16 protein-coding genes are annotated in these 16106 nt (G+C 67.0%); 11 read left to right on the top strand and 5 right to left on the bottom strand.

The genetic code is table 11. From position 1 onward, the window contains the following. Nucleotides 1-97: 97 nt before the first annotated feature. The gene (locus DVK03_RS03555; protein ID WP_115802241.1) at nt 98-2620 is read left to right on the top strand and encodes a DNA topoisomerase I; all 2523 of its coding nucleotides are present in this window, start codon (nt 98-100) and stop codon (nt 2618-2620) included. Here the strand turns inward: DVK03_RS03555 and DVK03_RS03550 are convergent. Further along, nucleotides 2617-3579, bottom strand: a complete 963-nt coding sequence (locus tag DVK03_RS03550; protein WP_115802715.1) for a restriction endonuclease — start codon at nt 3577-3579, stop codon at nt 2617-2619. The genes DVK03_RS03555 and DVK03_RS03550 overlap by 4 nt on opposite strands. A gap of 147 nt (nt 3580-3726) precedes the next feature. Here DVK03_RS03550 and DVK03_RS03545 point away from each other — a divergent pair, with 147 nt between their 5' ends. Continuing rightward, complete coding sequence (locus DVK03_RS03545; protein ID WP_004044255.1) at nt 3727-4449, top strand: phosphoglycerol geranylgeranyltransferase; 723 nt, start codon at nt 3727-3729, stop codon at nt 4447-4449. Between the two features lie 23 nt (nt 4450-4472). On the opposite strand, the gene DVK03_RS03540 is transcribed toward DVK03_RS03545, so the two are convergent. Further along, complete coding sequence (locus tag DVK03_RS03540) at nt 4473-5240, bottom strand: DUF4013 domain-containing protein (protein ID WP_199505972.1); 768 nt, start codon at nt 5238-5240, stop codon at nt 4473-4475. A 76-nt stretch (nt 5241-5316) separates the two neighbouring features. Next, entirely contained in the window at nt 5317-5868 is a 552-nt protein-coding gene (locus tag DVK03_RS03535; protein ID WP_004064992.1) for a cupin domain-containing protein, read from the bottom strand. A gap of 159 nt (nt 5869-6027) precedes the next feature. On the opposite strand from DVK03_RS03535, the gene aspS reads away from it, so the two are divergent. The 6 genes from aspS to DVK03_RS20380 all read left to right on the top strand — a co-directional run bounded on the left by aspS (nt 6028) and on the right by DVK03_RS20380 (nt 10533). Beyond that, complete coding sequence (gene aspS / locus DVK03_RS03530) at nt 6028-7332, top strand: aspartate--tRNA(Asn) ligase (protein WP_008605403.1); 1305 nt, start codon at nt 6028-6030, stop codon at nt 7330-7332. 350 nt (nt 7333-7682) lie between these two features. Then, nucleotides 7683-8102 (top strand): SHOCT domain-containing protein, encoded by a 420-nt coding sequence (locus DVK03_RS03525; protein ID WP_115802239.1) that lies wholly within the window; start codon nt 7683-7685, stop codon nt 8100-8102. A 54-nt stretch (nt 8103-8156) separates the two neighbouring features. Next, nucleotides 8157-8990, top strand: a complete 834-nt coding sequence (locus DVK03_RS03520; protein ID WP_004064999.1) for a pantoate kinase — start codon at nt 8157-8159, stop codon at nt 8988-8990. Nucleotides 8991-9045: 55 nt separating this feature from the next. Beyond that, nucleotides 9046-9798, top strand: coding sequence for a 4-phosphopantoate--beta-alanine ligase (locus tag DVK03_RS03515; RefSeq protein WP_115802238.1), 753 nt, complete (start codon nt 9046-9048; stop codon nt 9796-9798). Nucleotides 9799-9844: 46 nt separating this feature from the next. Next, complete coding sequence (locus DVK03_RS03510) at nt 9845-10345, top strand: hypothetical protein (RefSeq protein ID WP_223173880.1); 501 nt, start codon at nt 9845-9847, stop codon at nt 10343-10345. A 56-nt stretch (nt 10346-10401) separates the two neighbouring features. Beyond that, a complete protein-coding gene (locus DVK03_RS20380; RefSeq protein WP_255409736.1) occupies nt 10402-10533 on the top strand; it encodes a hypothetical protein in 132 nt (43 codons plus the stop codon). A 42-nt stretch (nt 10534-10575) separates the two neighbouring features. On the opposite strand, the gene DVK03_RS03505 is transcribed toward DVK03_RS20380, so the two are convergent. Both DVK03_RS03505 and DVK03_RS03500 read right to left on the bottom strand, forming a co-directional pair. After that, the gene (locus tag DVK03_RS03505; protein WP_115802237.1) at nt 10576-11649 is read right to left on the bottom strand and encodes a molybdopterin-dependent oxidoreductase; all 1074 of its coding nucleotides are present in this window, start codon (nt 11647-11649) and stop codon (nt 10576-10578) included. Nucleotides 11650-11765: 116 nt separating this feature from the next. After that, nucleotides 11766-12746 (bottom strand): glutathione S-transferase family protein, encoded by a 981-nt coding sequence (locus DVK03_RS03500; RefSeq protein WP_115802236.1) that lies wholly within the window; start codon nt 12744-12746, stop codon nt 11766-11768. 250 nt (nt 12747-12996) lie between these two features. Between DVK03_RS03500 and DVK03_RS03495 the strand changes: the two genes are divergently transcribed. Genes DVK03_RS03495 through DVK03_RS03485 form a run of 3 tightly spaced genes read left to right on the top strand, consistent with a single transcriptional unit; the run spans nt 12997 to nt 16052 of the window. Next, nucleotides 12997-14031 (top strand): thiamine pyrophosphate-dependent dehydrogenase E1 component subunit alpha, encoded by a 1035-nt coding sequence (locus tag DVK03_RS03495; RefSeq protein WP_115802235.1) that lies wholly within the window; start codon nt 12997-12999, stop codon nt 14029-14031. Beyond that, a complete protein-coding gene (locus DVK03_RS03490) occupies nt 14028-15038 on the top strand; it encodes an alpha-ketoacid dehydrogenase subunit beta (protein ID WP_115802234.1) in 1011 nt (336 codons plus the stop codon). The genes DVK03_RS03495 and DVK03_RS03490 overlap by 4 nt, the downstream gene beginning before the upstream one ends. Beyond that, on the top strand, nt 15039-16052 hold the full coding sequence (locus tag DVK03_RS03485; protein ID WP_115802233.1) for an NAD(+)/NADH kinase: 1014 nt from the start codon (nt 15039-15041) through the stop codon (nt 16050-16052). Nucleotides 16053-16106: the final 54 nt, after the last annotated feature.

Below are 16106 nucleotides of genomic sequence, written 5' to 3'. Positions count from 1 at the left end.
GCGCTCACCCGCCCGCCCGTATCCGCGCGCGTTGAGGCCGCTACGCTTCGAATTCGGCACGAAAGGTTTAGGACAACCCCCGACATATCGCCGCTCAATGAGCAGGGGTCCGGAACTCATCATCACGGAGAAGGACAACGCCGCGAGGCGCATCGCCGACATCCTGAGCGGCGAGACCGCCTCCGCGGAGCGAATGAACGGCGTGAACGTCTACAAGTGGGGCGGCAAGCGCTGTATCGGGCTGTCGGGCCACGTCGTCGGCGTGGACTTCCCGCCGGAGTACAACGACTGGCGCGACGTGGAGCCGGTCGAACTCATCGGCGCGCCCGTCGAGAAACACCCCACGCAGGAGAACATCGTCGCCGCGCTCCGCCGGCTCGCCCGCCGCGCAGGAAAGGTTACTATTGCGACCGACTACGACCGCGAGGGCGAACTCATCGGCAAGGAGGCGTACGAACTCGTCCGCGACGTCAACGAGGACGTGCCCGTCGACCGCGTTCGGTTCTCCTCGATTACGAACCGCGAGGTGACGGAGGCGTTCGAGAACCCCGACGACCTCGACTTCGACCTCGCCGCCGCGGGCGAGGCCCGACAGATTATCGACCTCGTCTGGGGGGCGGCGCTCACGCGCTTCCTCTCGCTTTCGGCCCGCCAGCTCGGCAACGACTTCATATCGGTCGGCCGCGTGCAGGGGCCGACGCTGAAACTCATCGTCGACCGCGAGCGCGAAATCGACGCGTTCGACCCCGAAGACTACTGGGAGCTGTTCTCCAAACTGACGAAGGACGCCGACGGCGACGCCGAGTCGTTCGAGGCGCAGTACTTCTATCTCGACGACGACGGCACCGAAGCCGAGCGCATCTGGGACGAAGACGACGCGGAGGAAGCCTACCAGACGCTCCTCGGCGTCAAGGCCGCCGAGGTCTCGTCGGTCAACCGCCGCACGCGGACCGACACGCCGCCCGCCCCGTTCAACACCACGCAGTTCATCCGGGCCGCCGGCTCTATCGGCTACTCCGCCCAGCGGGCGATGAGCATCGCCGAGGACCTCTACACGGCCGGTTACATCACCTACCCGCGGACCGACAACACGGTGTACCCCGACGACCTCGACCCGCGCGAACTGCTCGGCGCGTTCGAGGGCGACCGCCGGTTCAAGGAGGACGCCGAATCCCTCCTCGAACAGGAGGAAATCGAGCCGACCGAGGGCGACAACGAGACGACCGACCACCCGCCGATTCACCCGACCGGCGAACTCCCCTCGGCGTCCGACCTCTCAGACGACGAGTGGGACGTGTACGAACTCGTCGTCCGGCGCTTCTTCGCCACCGTCGCCGAGGACGCCGTCTGGGAGCACCTCCGCGTCGTCGCCGAGGTCGAGGGGCTCTCGCTGAAGGCAAACGGCAAGCGCCTGCTCGAAGCCGGCTACCACGACGTGTATCCGTACTTCAACTCCAGCGAGTCGTTCGTGCCGGACGTCGAGGAAGGCGAGTCGCTCGTGCTGTCCGACACGCACCTCGACGCCAAGCAGACCCAGCCCCCGCGGCGCTACGGCCAGTCGCGGCTCATCGAAACGATGGAACAGATGGGCATCGGGACGAAGGCGACCCGCCACGACGTGATTCAGAAGCTCTACGACCGCGGCTACATCGAGAGCGACCCGCCGCGACCGACCCGCCTCGCGCGGGCCGTCGTGGAGGCCTCCGAGGACTTCGCGAAGCTCATCGTCAGCGAGGAGATGACCTCGCAACTCGAATCCGATATGCTAGCTATCGCCCGCGGCGAAGCCACCCTCGAAGACGTGACCGAGGAGTCCAAAGAGATGCTCGGAGAGGTGTTCGAGGGGCTGATGGAGTCCCGCGAGGAACTCGGCAAGCAGCTCCAAGACTCGCTGAAGGCCGACAAGACGGTCGGCACCTGCCCGGACTGCGGCGGCGACCTCGTCGTCAGAAAGAGCCGTCGCGGCTCGTACTTCATCGGCTGTGACTCTTATCCCGACTGCACTTACACGCTGCCGCTTCCCTCCACAGGGAAGCCGCTTATCATGGAAGAGTCCTGCGAGGACCACGACCTCCACCACATCAAGATGCTCGCCGGGCGCAAGACGTTCGTCCACGGCTGTCCGCTCTGTAAGGCCGAGGAGGCCGACGAGGAAGACGACCTCGTCATCGGGACGTGTCCCGAGTGCGGCGAAGAACACGACGGCGAACTCGCCATCAAGCGCCTCCGCTCCGGCTCCCGGCTCGTCGGCTGTACCCGCTACCCCGACTGCGACTACTCGCTGCCGCTACCCCGTCGCGGCGACATCGAGGTGACGGACGAGTCCTGCGAGGAACACGACCTGCCCGAACTCCGGATTACGTACGAGGGCGACCGCGAGCCGTGGGAACTCGGCTGTCCCATCTGTAACTACCGCGAGTACCAAGCCCAGCAGAACGGCGAGGGCGGTTCCGAGTTAGAGAGCATCAACGGCATCGGCGCGAAGACCGCCGAGAAACTGAAAGACGCCGGTATCGAGGACGTGAAGACGCTGAAGGCGTCCGAACCCGACGACATCGCGGCGAAAGTCGAAGGCGTTGGTGCGGATACGGTTCGGAAGTGGCAGACGGCGGCGGATTAATTCCCGTTCCAAACGTATCGTTTTTCGCGTCCGTTTTCGACCGAGACTTCGGGGAGTCGGGCGAGCCAAACGCCGACCGAACTGCCCCGGCGTTTCGCGCTACTCCGCGATAGCTCCGACTCGGACGCGATGAAGTCGACGAGCACGCCGTGTCCGAATGACCTCTCCTTCGAGAGCGAGTTTACGAGTCGTTCGATTATCTCTGCGTTTCGAATCCCGTCGAGAAGGAGGATTTCGGCCTCGTCGTCGAGGCCCGCCGCTCGATAGGCGACGTACCGAGCGCCGCTTCGGGTGAGCGACCAGCGGCGCTGTCTGTGGGATTCCTCGTCCGGCCACTCTTGGTGAACGAACCCGAGAACCCAGCCCGCAATCGCGTACAGGTCCGCGTGACGGGGCGACGCGCCCGCGGACTCGACGATATCGTCTTTCTCGCCACGGGAGTCACCGATAGCCGAGAGAACGGTATCCAGCGTTTCGAACGAATTGGCGAGTGGGACTCGCTTAGATGGTATCACGCCCGCCTCACCGGGCTCTCCGAACAGGCTCCAGAACTCTTCGTCGGGTTCGAACCGAGTACTCTGCCGGCGAACGCCGACGCGAAGGTCGATCATCGAGTCGAACAGCTCGGAACCATTCACCAAGTGAATCCCAGCTCGTTCGGCGCTTTCGACGGCTGGTGTGGTGAACGAACTCGCCGTGATGACCGTCCCGGTGTCGCATCCCGTGTCGGCCAGCGCCCCCTGAAATCGCTGTATTTCGGGCGAACCGACCGTGTTGCTTGAGCCGTACTGCTTCGCCTGAACGCCCAGCGAAACGTCCAAAAGCGAATTTCTGATGCGTCCGTCGATGTCGATACCGCCGTCCTGTCGAAACGCCGTCACCGAGAACCGCGCCGAGGGGAGTGACTCGGAGAGTACCGACTCGCAGAGTAATTCGAACTCCTCCGGGGACAGCGTCATCGCTCGACTTTCTACATACTCGGTCGCGGCGGCAGCGTCCATCGTACACCGGGTTTGGTGACAGGTGGGTTAAAATTCACTCCCGGCTATGCGTGTGACCCGTTCCATCCGCACGCTTTTTACGCCCCCTCAAGCATAGAGCGACCAATGAGCTATCCGTGGGAAGACTGGGACCATATCACCAAAATCGACCCTGACAAGGACCTCGTCGACGGCGAGACGTTCGAAGACGTGTGTGAGACGGGCACCGACGCCCTCGAAATCGGCGGCACGCTCGACATCACAGAGGAGAAGATGGAGCGCGTCATCGAGGCCACCTCGAAGTACGACGTACCCATCTATCAGGAGCCGTCGAACCCCGGCGTCGTCATCGACGACGACGCGCTGGACGGCTACCTCATCCCGACGGTGTTCAACGCGAGCGACTCGTTTTGGATCACCGGCGCGCACAAGGAGTGGGTCCGCATCGAAGACGGCCTCGACTGGGACCGCACCCACACCGAGGCGTACATCGTGTTGAACCCCGAGTCGTCGGTCGCCGAGTACACCGACGCCGACACCGACCAGTCCGCCGAGGACGTGGCGTCGTTCGCCCGCGTCGCCGAGAAGATGTTCGGCCAGAAAATCATCTACGTCGAGTACTCCGGCACCTACGGCGACCCCGAGAAGGTCGGCGCGGCGCACGACGCGCTCGACGACGCGACGCTGTTCTACGGCGGTGGCATCCACGACTACGAGTCGGCCTACGAGATGGGCCAGCACGCGGACGCGGTCGTCGTCGGCAACCTCCTGCACGACGAGGGCGTCGACGCGGTGCGCGAGACGGTCGAGGGCGCGAAGGACGCGACGGCCGAACTCGTCGCAGAGTAATCCCACGGGCGCGGTTTCTGTTTCTACGCCGACGGTACCGACTCCGCTGACTCCACCGACTCCGCGTTCACGCCGTCGGCGTGCGACTCGCGGGTCGCGTCGGCACCGGGCGACGACGCATCCGGTGCGCCGCGACCGAGGAGCGTCGCCGACACGACCAAAAGGAGGAACGACGCGGTCGCGGCGAGAAGGGTTCCGGCGACCGGAACCGCGGCGCAGAGAGCGACGAACAGACGAGCGACGAAGACGACGAGCGCGACGGCCGAGGCGACGCGGACGAACGAGCGGTCGGACGCGAGGTCGCGCGTGGCCGGAATCGCCGCGGCGAGCGACGCTTCGCGGGCGAGAGCGACGGTCGCCACCAGCGAGAGATACGACCCCAAAAGCGAGGCGAGGCCGGCGGCGACGAGGCCGGCGGTGTCGAGCGCGGTGACGCCGAAAGACCCGAGCATCACGGGGTTGGTCGCGTACGAGAGCATCGCAATCGACGGCCTGGAACCCGGAAGGGCGACGGTCGCGAGGCCGACTGCGGGGAGTTGGAGCGCGACGAGCGCGGCCGAGAGACGAGCGCCGTCGACGGCCATACCGGTGAGGTCGTCGAACGAGGGGAGCGCGGCCGCCTCGCGGTCGCCGGCGCGAACGAGGCGGACGACGTAGCCCGCAAGCAAGATGCCCGCAAGCGGCGTGGCGAGCGACGCGAGCGTCGAGACGACGCCGAGGAGGGTCGTATCGACCGAGGTGTCTTCGGCGAGCGGGAGTGCGAACGCGGCTTCGAGGTCTGAAACGTCCATGTCCGAGGCGAGATGGTCGCGGGTTCGTATATAAATCTCAGCGCCGGAGCCGTCGCCGCGACCGCGCGCGGCCGGTTCACTCCCCGGTCGTCGGTTCGCCGTCCCAGTAGTCTACGGCGGCGTCCCGCGGGAAGTAACCGTGGAGCGTTCGGGCGTCGCCGTCGCCGCCGGGCGGCGCGCCGCAGAACACGCCGACTTTGTCGGAGTCGGGATAGACGGTCACGTCGGGGTGGTTCATCGTCGAGAGCGCGAGGTATCGGAGCGGTTCGTCGCCGTCGTTCTCGATTTGCCTGGCGTAGTCGGCCCCCGCGGGGAGCGCGACGTAGGTGTCCGGTTCGAGGTCGAGGTCGGCCGCGCCCTCGCGCGTCCGGAGCGTGCCCGACCCCGAAAGGACGTACAGCGCCTCCTCGTTGCCCTCGTGGTAGTGCGTCGGCCACGGCCGCTTGTCGGGCGGCACTTCGTAGAGCGAACAGCCGAGGTCGCGGCCGCCGGCGCGGTCCGCGAGTCGCTTCCGGCGGAACGCAAAGCGGTCCCCGCGCCCGCGTTCGGCCCAGTCGAGGTCGGCGGCGCGAGCGGCGGTCGGTGCCGGGTCGGGCGTCGATTCTGCGTCGGGTGGGTCGGGAGCCATACCGGAGCGACGTGCGCCTCGGACTAAGTACCGCGGTGCCGACTACCACGCGAACTCGTGGCTCGGTTTCGCCCCGACGCGCGTGAGAGTGGACGGTCGAACGCCTCCGAGCGAGGCGAAGACACGATGTTTAAGACGAACGGTCGGGAACCACGTCGTATGCGAAACCGAACGTACACGGCCGACGCCGAGCCCGGTGACACGGTCACCGTCGCCGGCTGGGTCCACGAAGTCCGTGACCTCGGCGGCATCGCGTTTCTGATTCTCCGGGACACCTCCGGCAAGATTCAGGTCAAGTTCGAGAAAGACGAGATGGACGACGACCTCGTCGAGACGGGTCTGGGCGTCCACCGCGAGAGCGTCATCTCCGTGACCGGCGAGGTCGACGAAGAGCCGCGCGCGCCGACGGGCGTCGAAGTCACGCCCGAGAGCCTCGACGTCATCGCCGAGGCCGAGGCGCAGCTCCCGCTCGACCCCTCCGGTAAGGTCGACGCCGAGCTCTCGACGCGCCTCGACAACCGCACGCTCGACCTCCGCAAGGACGAAGTGAAGGCAATCTTCGAGATTCGCGCCGAGGTCCAGCGCGCCGTCCGCGACACGTTCCGCGACCTCCGCGCGACCGAAATCAACACGCCGAAAATCGTCGCCACGGGGACCGAGGGCGGCACCGAACTGTTCCCCATCACCTACTTCGGCCAGGAAGCGTTCATGAACCAGTCGCCGCAGCTGTTCAAACAGCTGATGGTCGGCTCCGGACTCGAACGCGTCTTCGAGGTCGGCCCCATCTTCCGCGCCGAAGAGCACAACACGCCCCGCCACCTCAACGAGGCGACTTCCATCGACTTCGAGTCGGCGTTCATCGACCACACGGAAGCGATGGACGTGTGTGAGGCCGTCGTCACGGCCGCCTACGAGGCCGTCGAGGAGAACTGTCAGGACGAGCTCGAAGCGCTCGGTCTCGAAGACGAGTTCGAAGCGCCGTCCGGCGAGTTCCCGCGGCTCACCTACGAGGAGGCCATCGAGCGCATCAACGCGACGGGCGAACTCGACGAACAGCTCGTCTGGGGCGACGACCTCCCCACCGAGGGCGAGAAGGCGCTCGGCGAGGACGTCGGCGAGCACTACTTCATCACCGACTGGCCCAGCGAAATCAAGCCGTTCTACATCAAGGACCACGACGACGACGAGACGCTCTCGACGGGCTTCGACATGATGCACCCGAACATGGAGCTCGTCTCGGGCGGCCAGCGTGAACACCGCTTCGACCACCTCGTCGCCGGCTTCGAGCAGCAGGGGCTCGACCCCGACGCGTTCGAGTACTACACGAAGATGTTCAAATACGGCATGCCCCCGCACGCCGGCTTCGGGCTCGGCGGCGAGCGGCTCATCATGACGATGCTCGGACTGGAGAACATCCGAGAAGCTGTGCTGTTCCCGCGAGACAGACAACGCCTGAGTCCGTAGACGAAGGCGTTTCTTCGAGTGGGTGCTCGTCGGACGAACGACGTGAGTCCGACGGTGTTCCCGCGCGACCGGCAGCGCCTGTCGCCCTAGGCGACGGCGCAACACGAGCGCGGGAGCCGGGAGCGGCTTTGCCGCGACCGAGTTCCCGCGTGATCGCCAGCGTCTGAGCCCGTAAGGGCGAAGACGTGGCGAGCCAACGAGACGAGCGCACGCGAGTCTCGTCGGACCGCCAGCGCCTGTCGCCCGAGGCGACGGCGCACCCCGCCGACGCGACCCCATTTTTGCGAAACAGTCGTTAGCTCGCGGACACGTTAGAGCACTATGTACGACCGTCGTCGCGGGGGAGACCGATGACCGACGCGGCCGACGACGAGGACTCGGCGCTCGAAGAACTGGTCGCCGGCGTCGTCATGGCGCTCATCTTTCTGGTCGGCTTCGGCCTGCTCGCGCACGGGGAGTGGTGGTTCTGGATCGTCTTCCCGGTCGGCTTTGCGGGCGTACTCCCCGCCGCACTCGCCCTCGTCCGCATCTACGAGTCCCGCCGCGGCGACGACGCGTCCGAGTCGATGACGACCGAGACCGAAGACGCGCTCGAAACGCTCCGGCGGCGCTACGCGACCGGCGAACTCGCAGAGGAGGAGTTCGAGGCGAAAGTCGAGCGACTGTTGGAGACGGAGACGGTCGCGGACGCCCGGGAGTCGGTGGCCTCGCGGCGACGCGAAGGCAAAGCGGGCGAGACGGAGCGGGAGACGGCGTTCGACCGCGACTGACGCGGACGCGACGAAACGCAACACCGTTAACCGACCCCCGTCGTAGAAACACCGATGAGCGACGACGCGACGGCGTTCGTGCCCGGGCACGTGACGGGGTTTTTCAGCGCCCACCCCGACGACGACCCGGCGGTCGCCGGCTCTCGCGGGGCGGGGCTGACACTCTCTCACGGCGTCTCCGTGACGGTCGAACCAGCACCGGTGACGGCGATCACTCTCGACGGCGAAGCGGTCGAGATGCCGCCGGTCGTAGGCGTGCTTCGAGCGCTCGGTGTGACCGCCGCAGTCGACGCGGAGAGCGAATTACCGCTCGGCGCGGGGTTCGGTGTCTCGGGTGCGATGGCGCTCGGAACGGCACTCGCGACCAACGCCGTCTTCTCGTGTGGCCGGTCGGAGAACGAACTCGTCACGGTGGCCCACGAGGCAGAGGTTCGAGCGGGGACCGGCCTCGGCGACGTAGTGGCGCAGGCCCGTGGTGGGATGCCTCTCCGCATCGACCCCGGGGCACCGCGACACGGATACATGGACGGGATTCCCGCACGCCCACACATCGAGTACGTCACCTTCGGTGGCCTCTCGACGGCCGACATCATCGGTGGCGACACGAGCACGCTCACCGCCGCCGGCGAGGCGGCACTCGACGCACTCGCGGAAGAGCCGACGGTGGAGCGATTCCTCGCCGAGTCACGGCAGTTCGCACGCGACGCCGGCCTGCTCACCGACCGTGTCGAGACGGCCATCGCAGACGTGCGAGACGCCGGTGGTGACGCGGCGATGGCGATGCTCGGCGAGACGGTGTTCGCCGTCGGAACGGGCCTTTCGGACGCCGGGTACGACGCCGAGCGATGCCGCATCCACCCCGCGGGGTCGACGCTCGACTCCGCGTGAGTTCCGCGTCGGAGATGAGAAAACGTGTTACTGCCGCGGCGACGACCCACCACCAATGAGCGACATCGAGATTCCCGAGAGCCACCCGAGATACCAGTCGCTTCTCACCCGCCACCGCATCGAGGAGGGCGTCGAGAAGGGTATCACGAGCCGGCAGGGACTCATCGCGCAGGGGCGCGGCGAGGCGTTCGACTACCTCCTCGGCGAGCGGACGCTTCCGAGCTCGGACGAGGCGGCGCGGGCGGCTGCGGCGCACCTTCTGCTCGCGGACCAGCCGGTCATCTCCGTCAACGGGAACGTCGCGGCGCTCTGCCCCGGCGAAGTCGTCGACCTCGCCGCCGCCGTCGACGCCGACATCGAGGTGAACCTGTTCAACCGCACCGACGAGCGCATGCGGGCCATCGCGGCCCACCTGCGCGAGCACGGCGCGGACGAGGTGAAGGGGCTCACCGCCGACGGGCGGATTCCGGGTATCGACCACGAGCGCGCGAAGGTCGACGCCGACGGCATCGGGAGCGCCGACGTGGTGGTCGTTCCGCTGGAGGACGGCGACCGGGCCGAGGCGCTCGGTGCGATGGACAAAGTCGAGATCGTCGTCGACCTCAACCCGATGTCGCGGTCGGCGCAGGTCGCCACGGTCCCCATCGTGGACAACATCATGCGCGCGGTTCCGAACATCGCGGCTCACGCGCGCGACCTGCGGGGCTCCGGCGCGACACGCGAGGAACTGGAAGCTATCGTCGCTGACTTCGACGCCGACGCCGCCCTCGACGCGGCCGAGCGGGCGATTCGCGCCGGCGACGAGTGAAGACAGGGAGCAAGGCTATTTGCTGAGCGACACGAGATGTGTCGATATGGACCGTCAGCGAGCCCTCGCAGTCGTGATGGCGGTCGTCGGTTTCGGAGCCGTCGTCGCCGGCATCCATCAGGAACTGCTCCACGTCGCACCCGGATACGACGGGACGATAACGACGGGATGGGGCGGCCGACTCAACCACGAGGAGTACCTGCTGGCGCGGCTCGGGGGCGTCGGTGTCGTCGGGACGCTGGCCGCATTCCGGTGGAAGTACGCCGCGGTTCTCCCCGTAGCAGTCGGTGGAGTCGAAGTCGGCTATTCGCTCGTGGCCGTGTCCCACTACGTCCGGGAGCCGGGACTCTACACCACGGTCCAGACGTTCGACGGGACGACGCGACTTATCCTCGGGGCGGAGCCGTTCTTGCTCGTCGCCGGCGGCCTCCTCTTCCTCGGTGCCGGCGTCGTCGCGTGGCGAACTCACGGCGAACGCGCCGCGACTGTACGAGGGTTCACCGACGCGGGACGAAAACAGCATCTCGCGGGATTCCGCGATGAGTGATGACCAGCGACCCCGCCACAGAAAGTATTTTCACGTTGACAAGAATAGCGGCCAGTATGCCCTCCTCCGATTCGAGCGCGCCCGACGAAGGCGAGGCGACGAACGCTTCGACCGACGACACGACCGACGAAGCCGAGAAGACGATTCTGGACCGCCTCGTCGACGTGCTGTGGATTCTCCCGTGGTGAGGTGAGCCGCTATCCGAGCCCGCTCACCAGCACTGCGAGCCATTATCCGAACCCGCTCACAAGCACCGCGAGCCACTGCGCCGGGTCGCGTCGCCGCCGCACCTCGACCACATCGACCCACTTGACCCACTGGAACCCGCGGCGGTTCTGCGCGACCAGTCGGAGCGGCGCGCCGTGGCCGTGCGAGAGCGGGTCGCCGCCGACGTGCGTCGCAAGCAGCATCTCGCGGGCCTCCGCGATGGGAAACGACCACCGAAAGCCCGTCACCGACCGGACCGTCACCCACCGCGCCGACGAGTGAACACCGGCGGCATCGAGCGCGTCGCCGAGTCTGACGCCGGTCCAGTGCTGCTCGGTGTACCACCCGCTCGTGCAGTCCAAGAGGACCGACCGCGTCTCGTCGGGCGCGAGGTCGGTCCGGTCGAGTTCGAGCGGGCGGTCGACCAGCCCCGCGACCGAAAGCGACCAGTCGGCGGGGTCGACGGGGTCGGGGTCGTCGGCGACCCAACTCGTCACCGGAAAGGCGTCGTTACCCTCGCCCGGTGGGAGCGGCCGCGACCCGGTGAACCGACGGCCGACGCCGCGGAGCGCCCCGACCGTCTCGGTCGCCCGGTAGGTCGCCGCGCCGAAGACGAGTATCGCGCCGTACTGGAGCGCCCGGCGACGCTCCGCGAAGTCGACCCGGCGGGGCGGCCGGAAGCGCGCCCGGAGGTGGAAAAACAGCACCGGAACCACGAGCAGGCCGAAGCCGATGTGGACGTTGAGCAGCGTCCAGAAGCCGATTCGGACCTCGACACCGAGCACCCACGCGACGCCGGTACCGAGGGACGCGAGCGCGACGACCGCGAGAAGCACCGAGAACGCAGTGTGGCGGTCCCGGAGCCGCGAGTCGAGCACCCGGTGGCGGACCCGATAGAGTTTGAAGCCGATGAGCGCGACCAGCGAGAGACCGGCGACGCCGTGGGCGACGAAGAGGAGGCCGTTGGCCGGGTGACCGGCCCCGAGGCTCAGCACGCCCGAGAGGGTCTCGAAGACGACGAGCGCGAAGATGGACCAGTCGACCGCCCGCGGCGGCGGTTCGAATCGCCGGAGCGCGCGGGTCGCGCGGCTTGCCATGAGAGATAATAGCGTTTCGAGCGGGAATAGGGTGTCGCGGGAGGCGACGAGGCGGAGACGAAACGAAGACGGAGACGAAACGGAGACGGAGACGAGTGCGAAAACCGAGCGGCGGTTCAGTCGTCGGCCGTCAGCGCCGCGGGGAGGTCCGCCGGGAGGCGGTCGCGGTCGTGTGCCGCCTCGAAGTCGAGGTCGGGGCCGACGCCGTAGATGCGCTTGGGGTTGATGTCGCCGTGGCTGACGAAGTAGTGCCGGACGATGTGGTCCATGTTGACCGTCTTTCGGACGCCGGGGAGTTGGTAGAGCTCCTTCGTGTAGTTCCAGAGGTTGTCGTACTCGTGGACGGCCTTCTTGTTGCACTTGAAGTGCGTGTGGTAGACGTGGTCGAAGCGAATCAGCGTCGCGAACATCGCGATGTCCGCCTCGGTGAGCACGTCGCCGGCGAGGAACCGCTGGTCGTCGAGCACCTCGTCCCAGTGGTCGAGCGCGTCGAACAGTTCCTCGACGGCCTCCTCGTAGGCCTCTTGGGTGGTTGCGAACCCGGCGCGGTAGACGCCGTTGTTGACCGGCTCGTAAATCTCGTCGATGAGGCGGTCGACCTCCTCCTCGTAGCCGTCGGGGTTGAGGTCCACGTCACGCTCGGCGAGGGGGTCGAACGCCTCGTCGAGCATCCGCATAATCTCGCGGGACTCGTTGTTGACGATGGTCTCGCGCTGTTTGTCCCACAGCACGGGGACGGTGACGCGCCCGGTGAACTCGTCGTCGGCGCGGAGGTAGATGTCGCGGAGGAACTCCTCGCCGTACAGCGGGTCCGGGAGGTCCTCGGAGAACTCCCAGCCGTCGTCGATGCGGACTGGTTCGACGAGCGACAGCGAAATCGCGTCTTCGAGGCCCTTCAGCGCGCGCGTCATCGCGGTGCGGTGTGCCCACGGACACGCGCGGCAGATGTAGAGGTGGTACCGCCCGGCCTCGACCGGGAACCGCTCGTCCTCGCCGACCCAGTTGCGGAAGTCGGTCGTCTGGCGCTCGAACTCGCCGTCTTCGTTGTTGGCGACGAACTTGTCGGTTCGCCACTCGCCTTCGTAGAGCATGTTCATGCTACCACGACCTGGAGTGCTTGCATAGCCGTCCGTTGGGACGTGACCACCAAAAGTGGAGAGGCGACATCGGTGTAACCGGTCGGCTATCAGGGGGCGGCAACGCGCGTCGCCACCACATATCAGAATTTCGTTAGAATCGGCTCAGTTCGGTGTGAGTTGATTATACTATCTGTTCCGCGTGACTAACCCAGTTGCTGTCAGTTTGAGTAAAAGTCATCATAGTTCATGGTAATTGTTGGGTCGTCACATGGTGGTACTAGATATCGAGACGGAGGATGGACAGCGCGAGGCGCTTCGCCGGATGCTCACGATTCGGGCGTTCGACACGAAGGCGGCCGACCTCTTCAGCGACGGCGAACTCCCCGGGTTCGTCCACCTCTACGTCGGTGAGGAAGCGGTCGGGGTCGGCGCGTGTTCGGCCCTCGAATCGGACGACTACATCACGAGCACCCACAGGGGACACGGCCACTGTATTGCGAAGGGACTCGACCCGGACCTGATGATGGCCGAACTGTTCGGGAAGGCCGACGGCTACTGTAACGGCAAAGGCGGGTCGATGCACATCGCGGACGTCGACGCGGGGATGCTCGGGGCGAACGGCATCGTCGGCGCGGGGCCGCCGCTGGCGACGGGGGCCGCGCTCACGTCGCACCTGAAGGGCGAAGACACCGTCGCGCTGGCGTTCTTCGGCGACGGCGCGGTCGCGCAGGGACAGGTCCACGAGGCCATCAACCTCGCGGCGACGTGGAGCCTCCCGGCGGTGTTCCTCGTCGAGAACAACCAGTACGGCGAGGCGACGCCCGTCGAGAAACAGCACAACGTCCAGAACCTCAGCGAGACCGCGGAGGCGTACAACATCCCCGGCTTCACCGTCGACGGGATGGACATCACCGCGGTCTACGAGGCCGTCAAGGAGGCGCGCAAGCGGGCCGCCGACGGCGAGGGACCGACGTTCATCGAGGCCGAGACGTACCGATACCACGGCCACTTCGAGGGCGACCAACAGCCGTATCGGACCGAAGAGGACGTGGCGATTTGGAAGGACCGCGACGCCATCGAGACGTTCAAGCGACGGCTCGTGGACGCGGGGACGATAACCGAAGCCGAGTTCAACGAGATGAAAGCCGAAATCGACCAGCAAATCGAGGACGCCGTCGGGAAGGCGAAAGACGCGGCGTACCCGGACCCGAGCGAGGCGTACGAAGACATGTTCAACGCGGCCGTCCCGGAGATTAGCGACTTTTCGACCGGGATGCGGGCCGACGGGGGTGAGGACCGATGAGCACCGAGACCAGCAGTGGAACCGGCCCGGACCGGACGGAGGAGATGACCATCCGGGAGGCGATTCGGCTCGCCCTCCGCGAGGAACTCGAACGCGACGACGACGTGTTCGTCATGGGTGAGGACGTCGGCGCGTTCGGCGGCGTCTACGAGGTCACGGGCGACCTCGTCGAGCAGTTCGGCGAGGAACGCGTCCGCGACACGCCCATCAGCGAGGCCGGTTTCATGGGCGCGGCGGTCGGCGCGGCGGCGACCGGGACGCGGCCGGTCGTCGAAATCATGTTCTCGGACTTCATCGGCGTCTGCTCCGAGCAGATAATCAACCAGATGGCGAAGAACCGCTACATGTTCGGCGGCAAGACGGAGATGCCCGTCACCGTCAGAACGACGGAAGGCGGCGGGAGCGGCGCGGCCAGCCAGCACTCCGGGACGATTCACACGTGGTTCGCCCACTTCCCCGGCGTGATGGCCGTCGCGCCCGCGACGCCGGCGTCCGCCAAAGGACTCCTGAAGTCGGCCATCCGGTCGGACGACCCGGTCATCGTCTTCGAGAACAAGCAGATATACGAGCAGAAGGGCGAAGTGCCGCTGGACGACGAGTTCACTATCCCAATCGGCACCGCGAGCGTCGAGCGCGAGGGCGAGGACGTGACCGTCGTCGCCACCCAGCGCATGGTCGGTGAGTCGGTCGAACTCGCGGAGGAACTCGCGGGACAGACGAGCGTCGAGGTCATCGACCTCCGGTCGCTCTACCCGATGGACACCGAGACGCTGGTCGAGAGCGTGAAAAAGACCGGCCGCCTCGTCATCGCCGACGAGAGCCCGCTGTCGTACGGGACCCACGCCGAGGTGGCGACGCGCGTCATGGAAAACGCGTTTTACAGCCTCGACGCGCCCATCCAGCGGGTCGGCGTCGCAGACGTTCACATCCCCTTCAGCCCCGCGCTCGAAGAAGAGGTGCTCCCCCACGGCTCCGACGTGGAAGCCGCAATCAACCGCATCGTGTAAGTGACGACCACTATCGGGCTCGTCGTCAACCCCGCCGCCGGCCGCGACATCCGCCGACTCACCGGCGGCGCGAGCGTCAGTAACAACTACGCGAAACGCCGCACCGCGGGCTGCGTCCTCGCGGGGCTGACGCTCGTCGACGACGCGGAGGTACTCGTCATGCCCGACAACGCGGGCCTCACCGGCCGTATCGTCGACGACGCGCCCGACGAAATCGGCGTCGAGTTCGTGGACATGACGGTCACCGCGTCGGGTCAAGACAGCCGAACGGCCGCGGCCCACTTCGCGGAGCATGCCGACGCCGTCGTCGTCCTCGGCGGCGACGGCACGACGCGGGACGTGGCCCAGACCATCGACGACGTGCCGGTCGTGAGCATCTCGACGGGGACGAACAACGTCGTCCCGACGCCCGTCGACGGCACCGTCGCGGGCGCGGCCGCCGCGCTCGTCGGGAGCGGAGCAATCCCCGCCGCGGAGGCGACCACGCGCCACGGAACCATCGAGGTCGATGTCGTCCGGTCCGAGGAGACGACGGTCATGCGCGGCCTCGCCACCGTCGGCGTCCTCGACCGCCCCTTCGTGGGCACGCGGGCGATTCTCGACCCGAGCGACATCGTCGGCGGCGTCGTCTCGCGCTCGTCGCCCGCGGAAATCGGCCTGTCGGGTATCGCCGGCGGTCTCGTCACGCACCGACCGGACGAACCCGGCGGCGTCGGCTTCCGACTGGCCCGTGGCGGCGAGAGCGGAGCGACAAGCCCGGCAACGACGGTCAGAGCGATTACCGTCCCCGGACGCCTCTCGACGGTCGACGTGGCCGAACACCGCGTCCTCGACGACGGCGAGGGCTACGCGTTCGAGGTGGACCGCGGGGTGATAAGCGTCGACGGCGAGCGCGAACGCGAGGTGCGAAACGGAACCGTCCGCCTCCGCCCGGTAAGCGACGGCCCGCGACTGGTCGACGTCGAGGCGGTCCTCGAACGGGCGGCCGACGACGGGCGCTTCAGACTCGGGTGAGCCGGCGGCCCCGACTCGAACCGGCCTGACCGACCAGTTCGGCCCCCGGTTTTT

It is taken from the genome of Haloferax sp. Atlit-109R (genome assembly GCF_003665865.1).
Lineage (GTDB): Archaea > Halobacteriota > Halobacteria > Halobacteriales > Haloferacaceae > Haloferax > Haloferax volcanii.
Note: the sequence above shows the minus strand (reverse complement) of the source record. Positions and strands in the feature narration are given on the sequence as shown.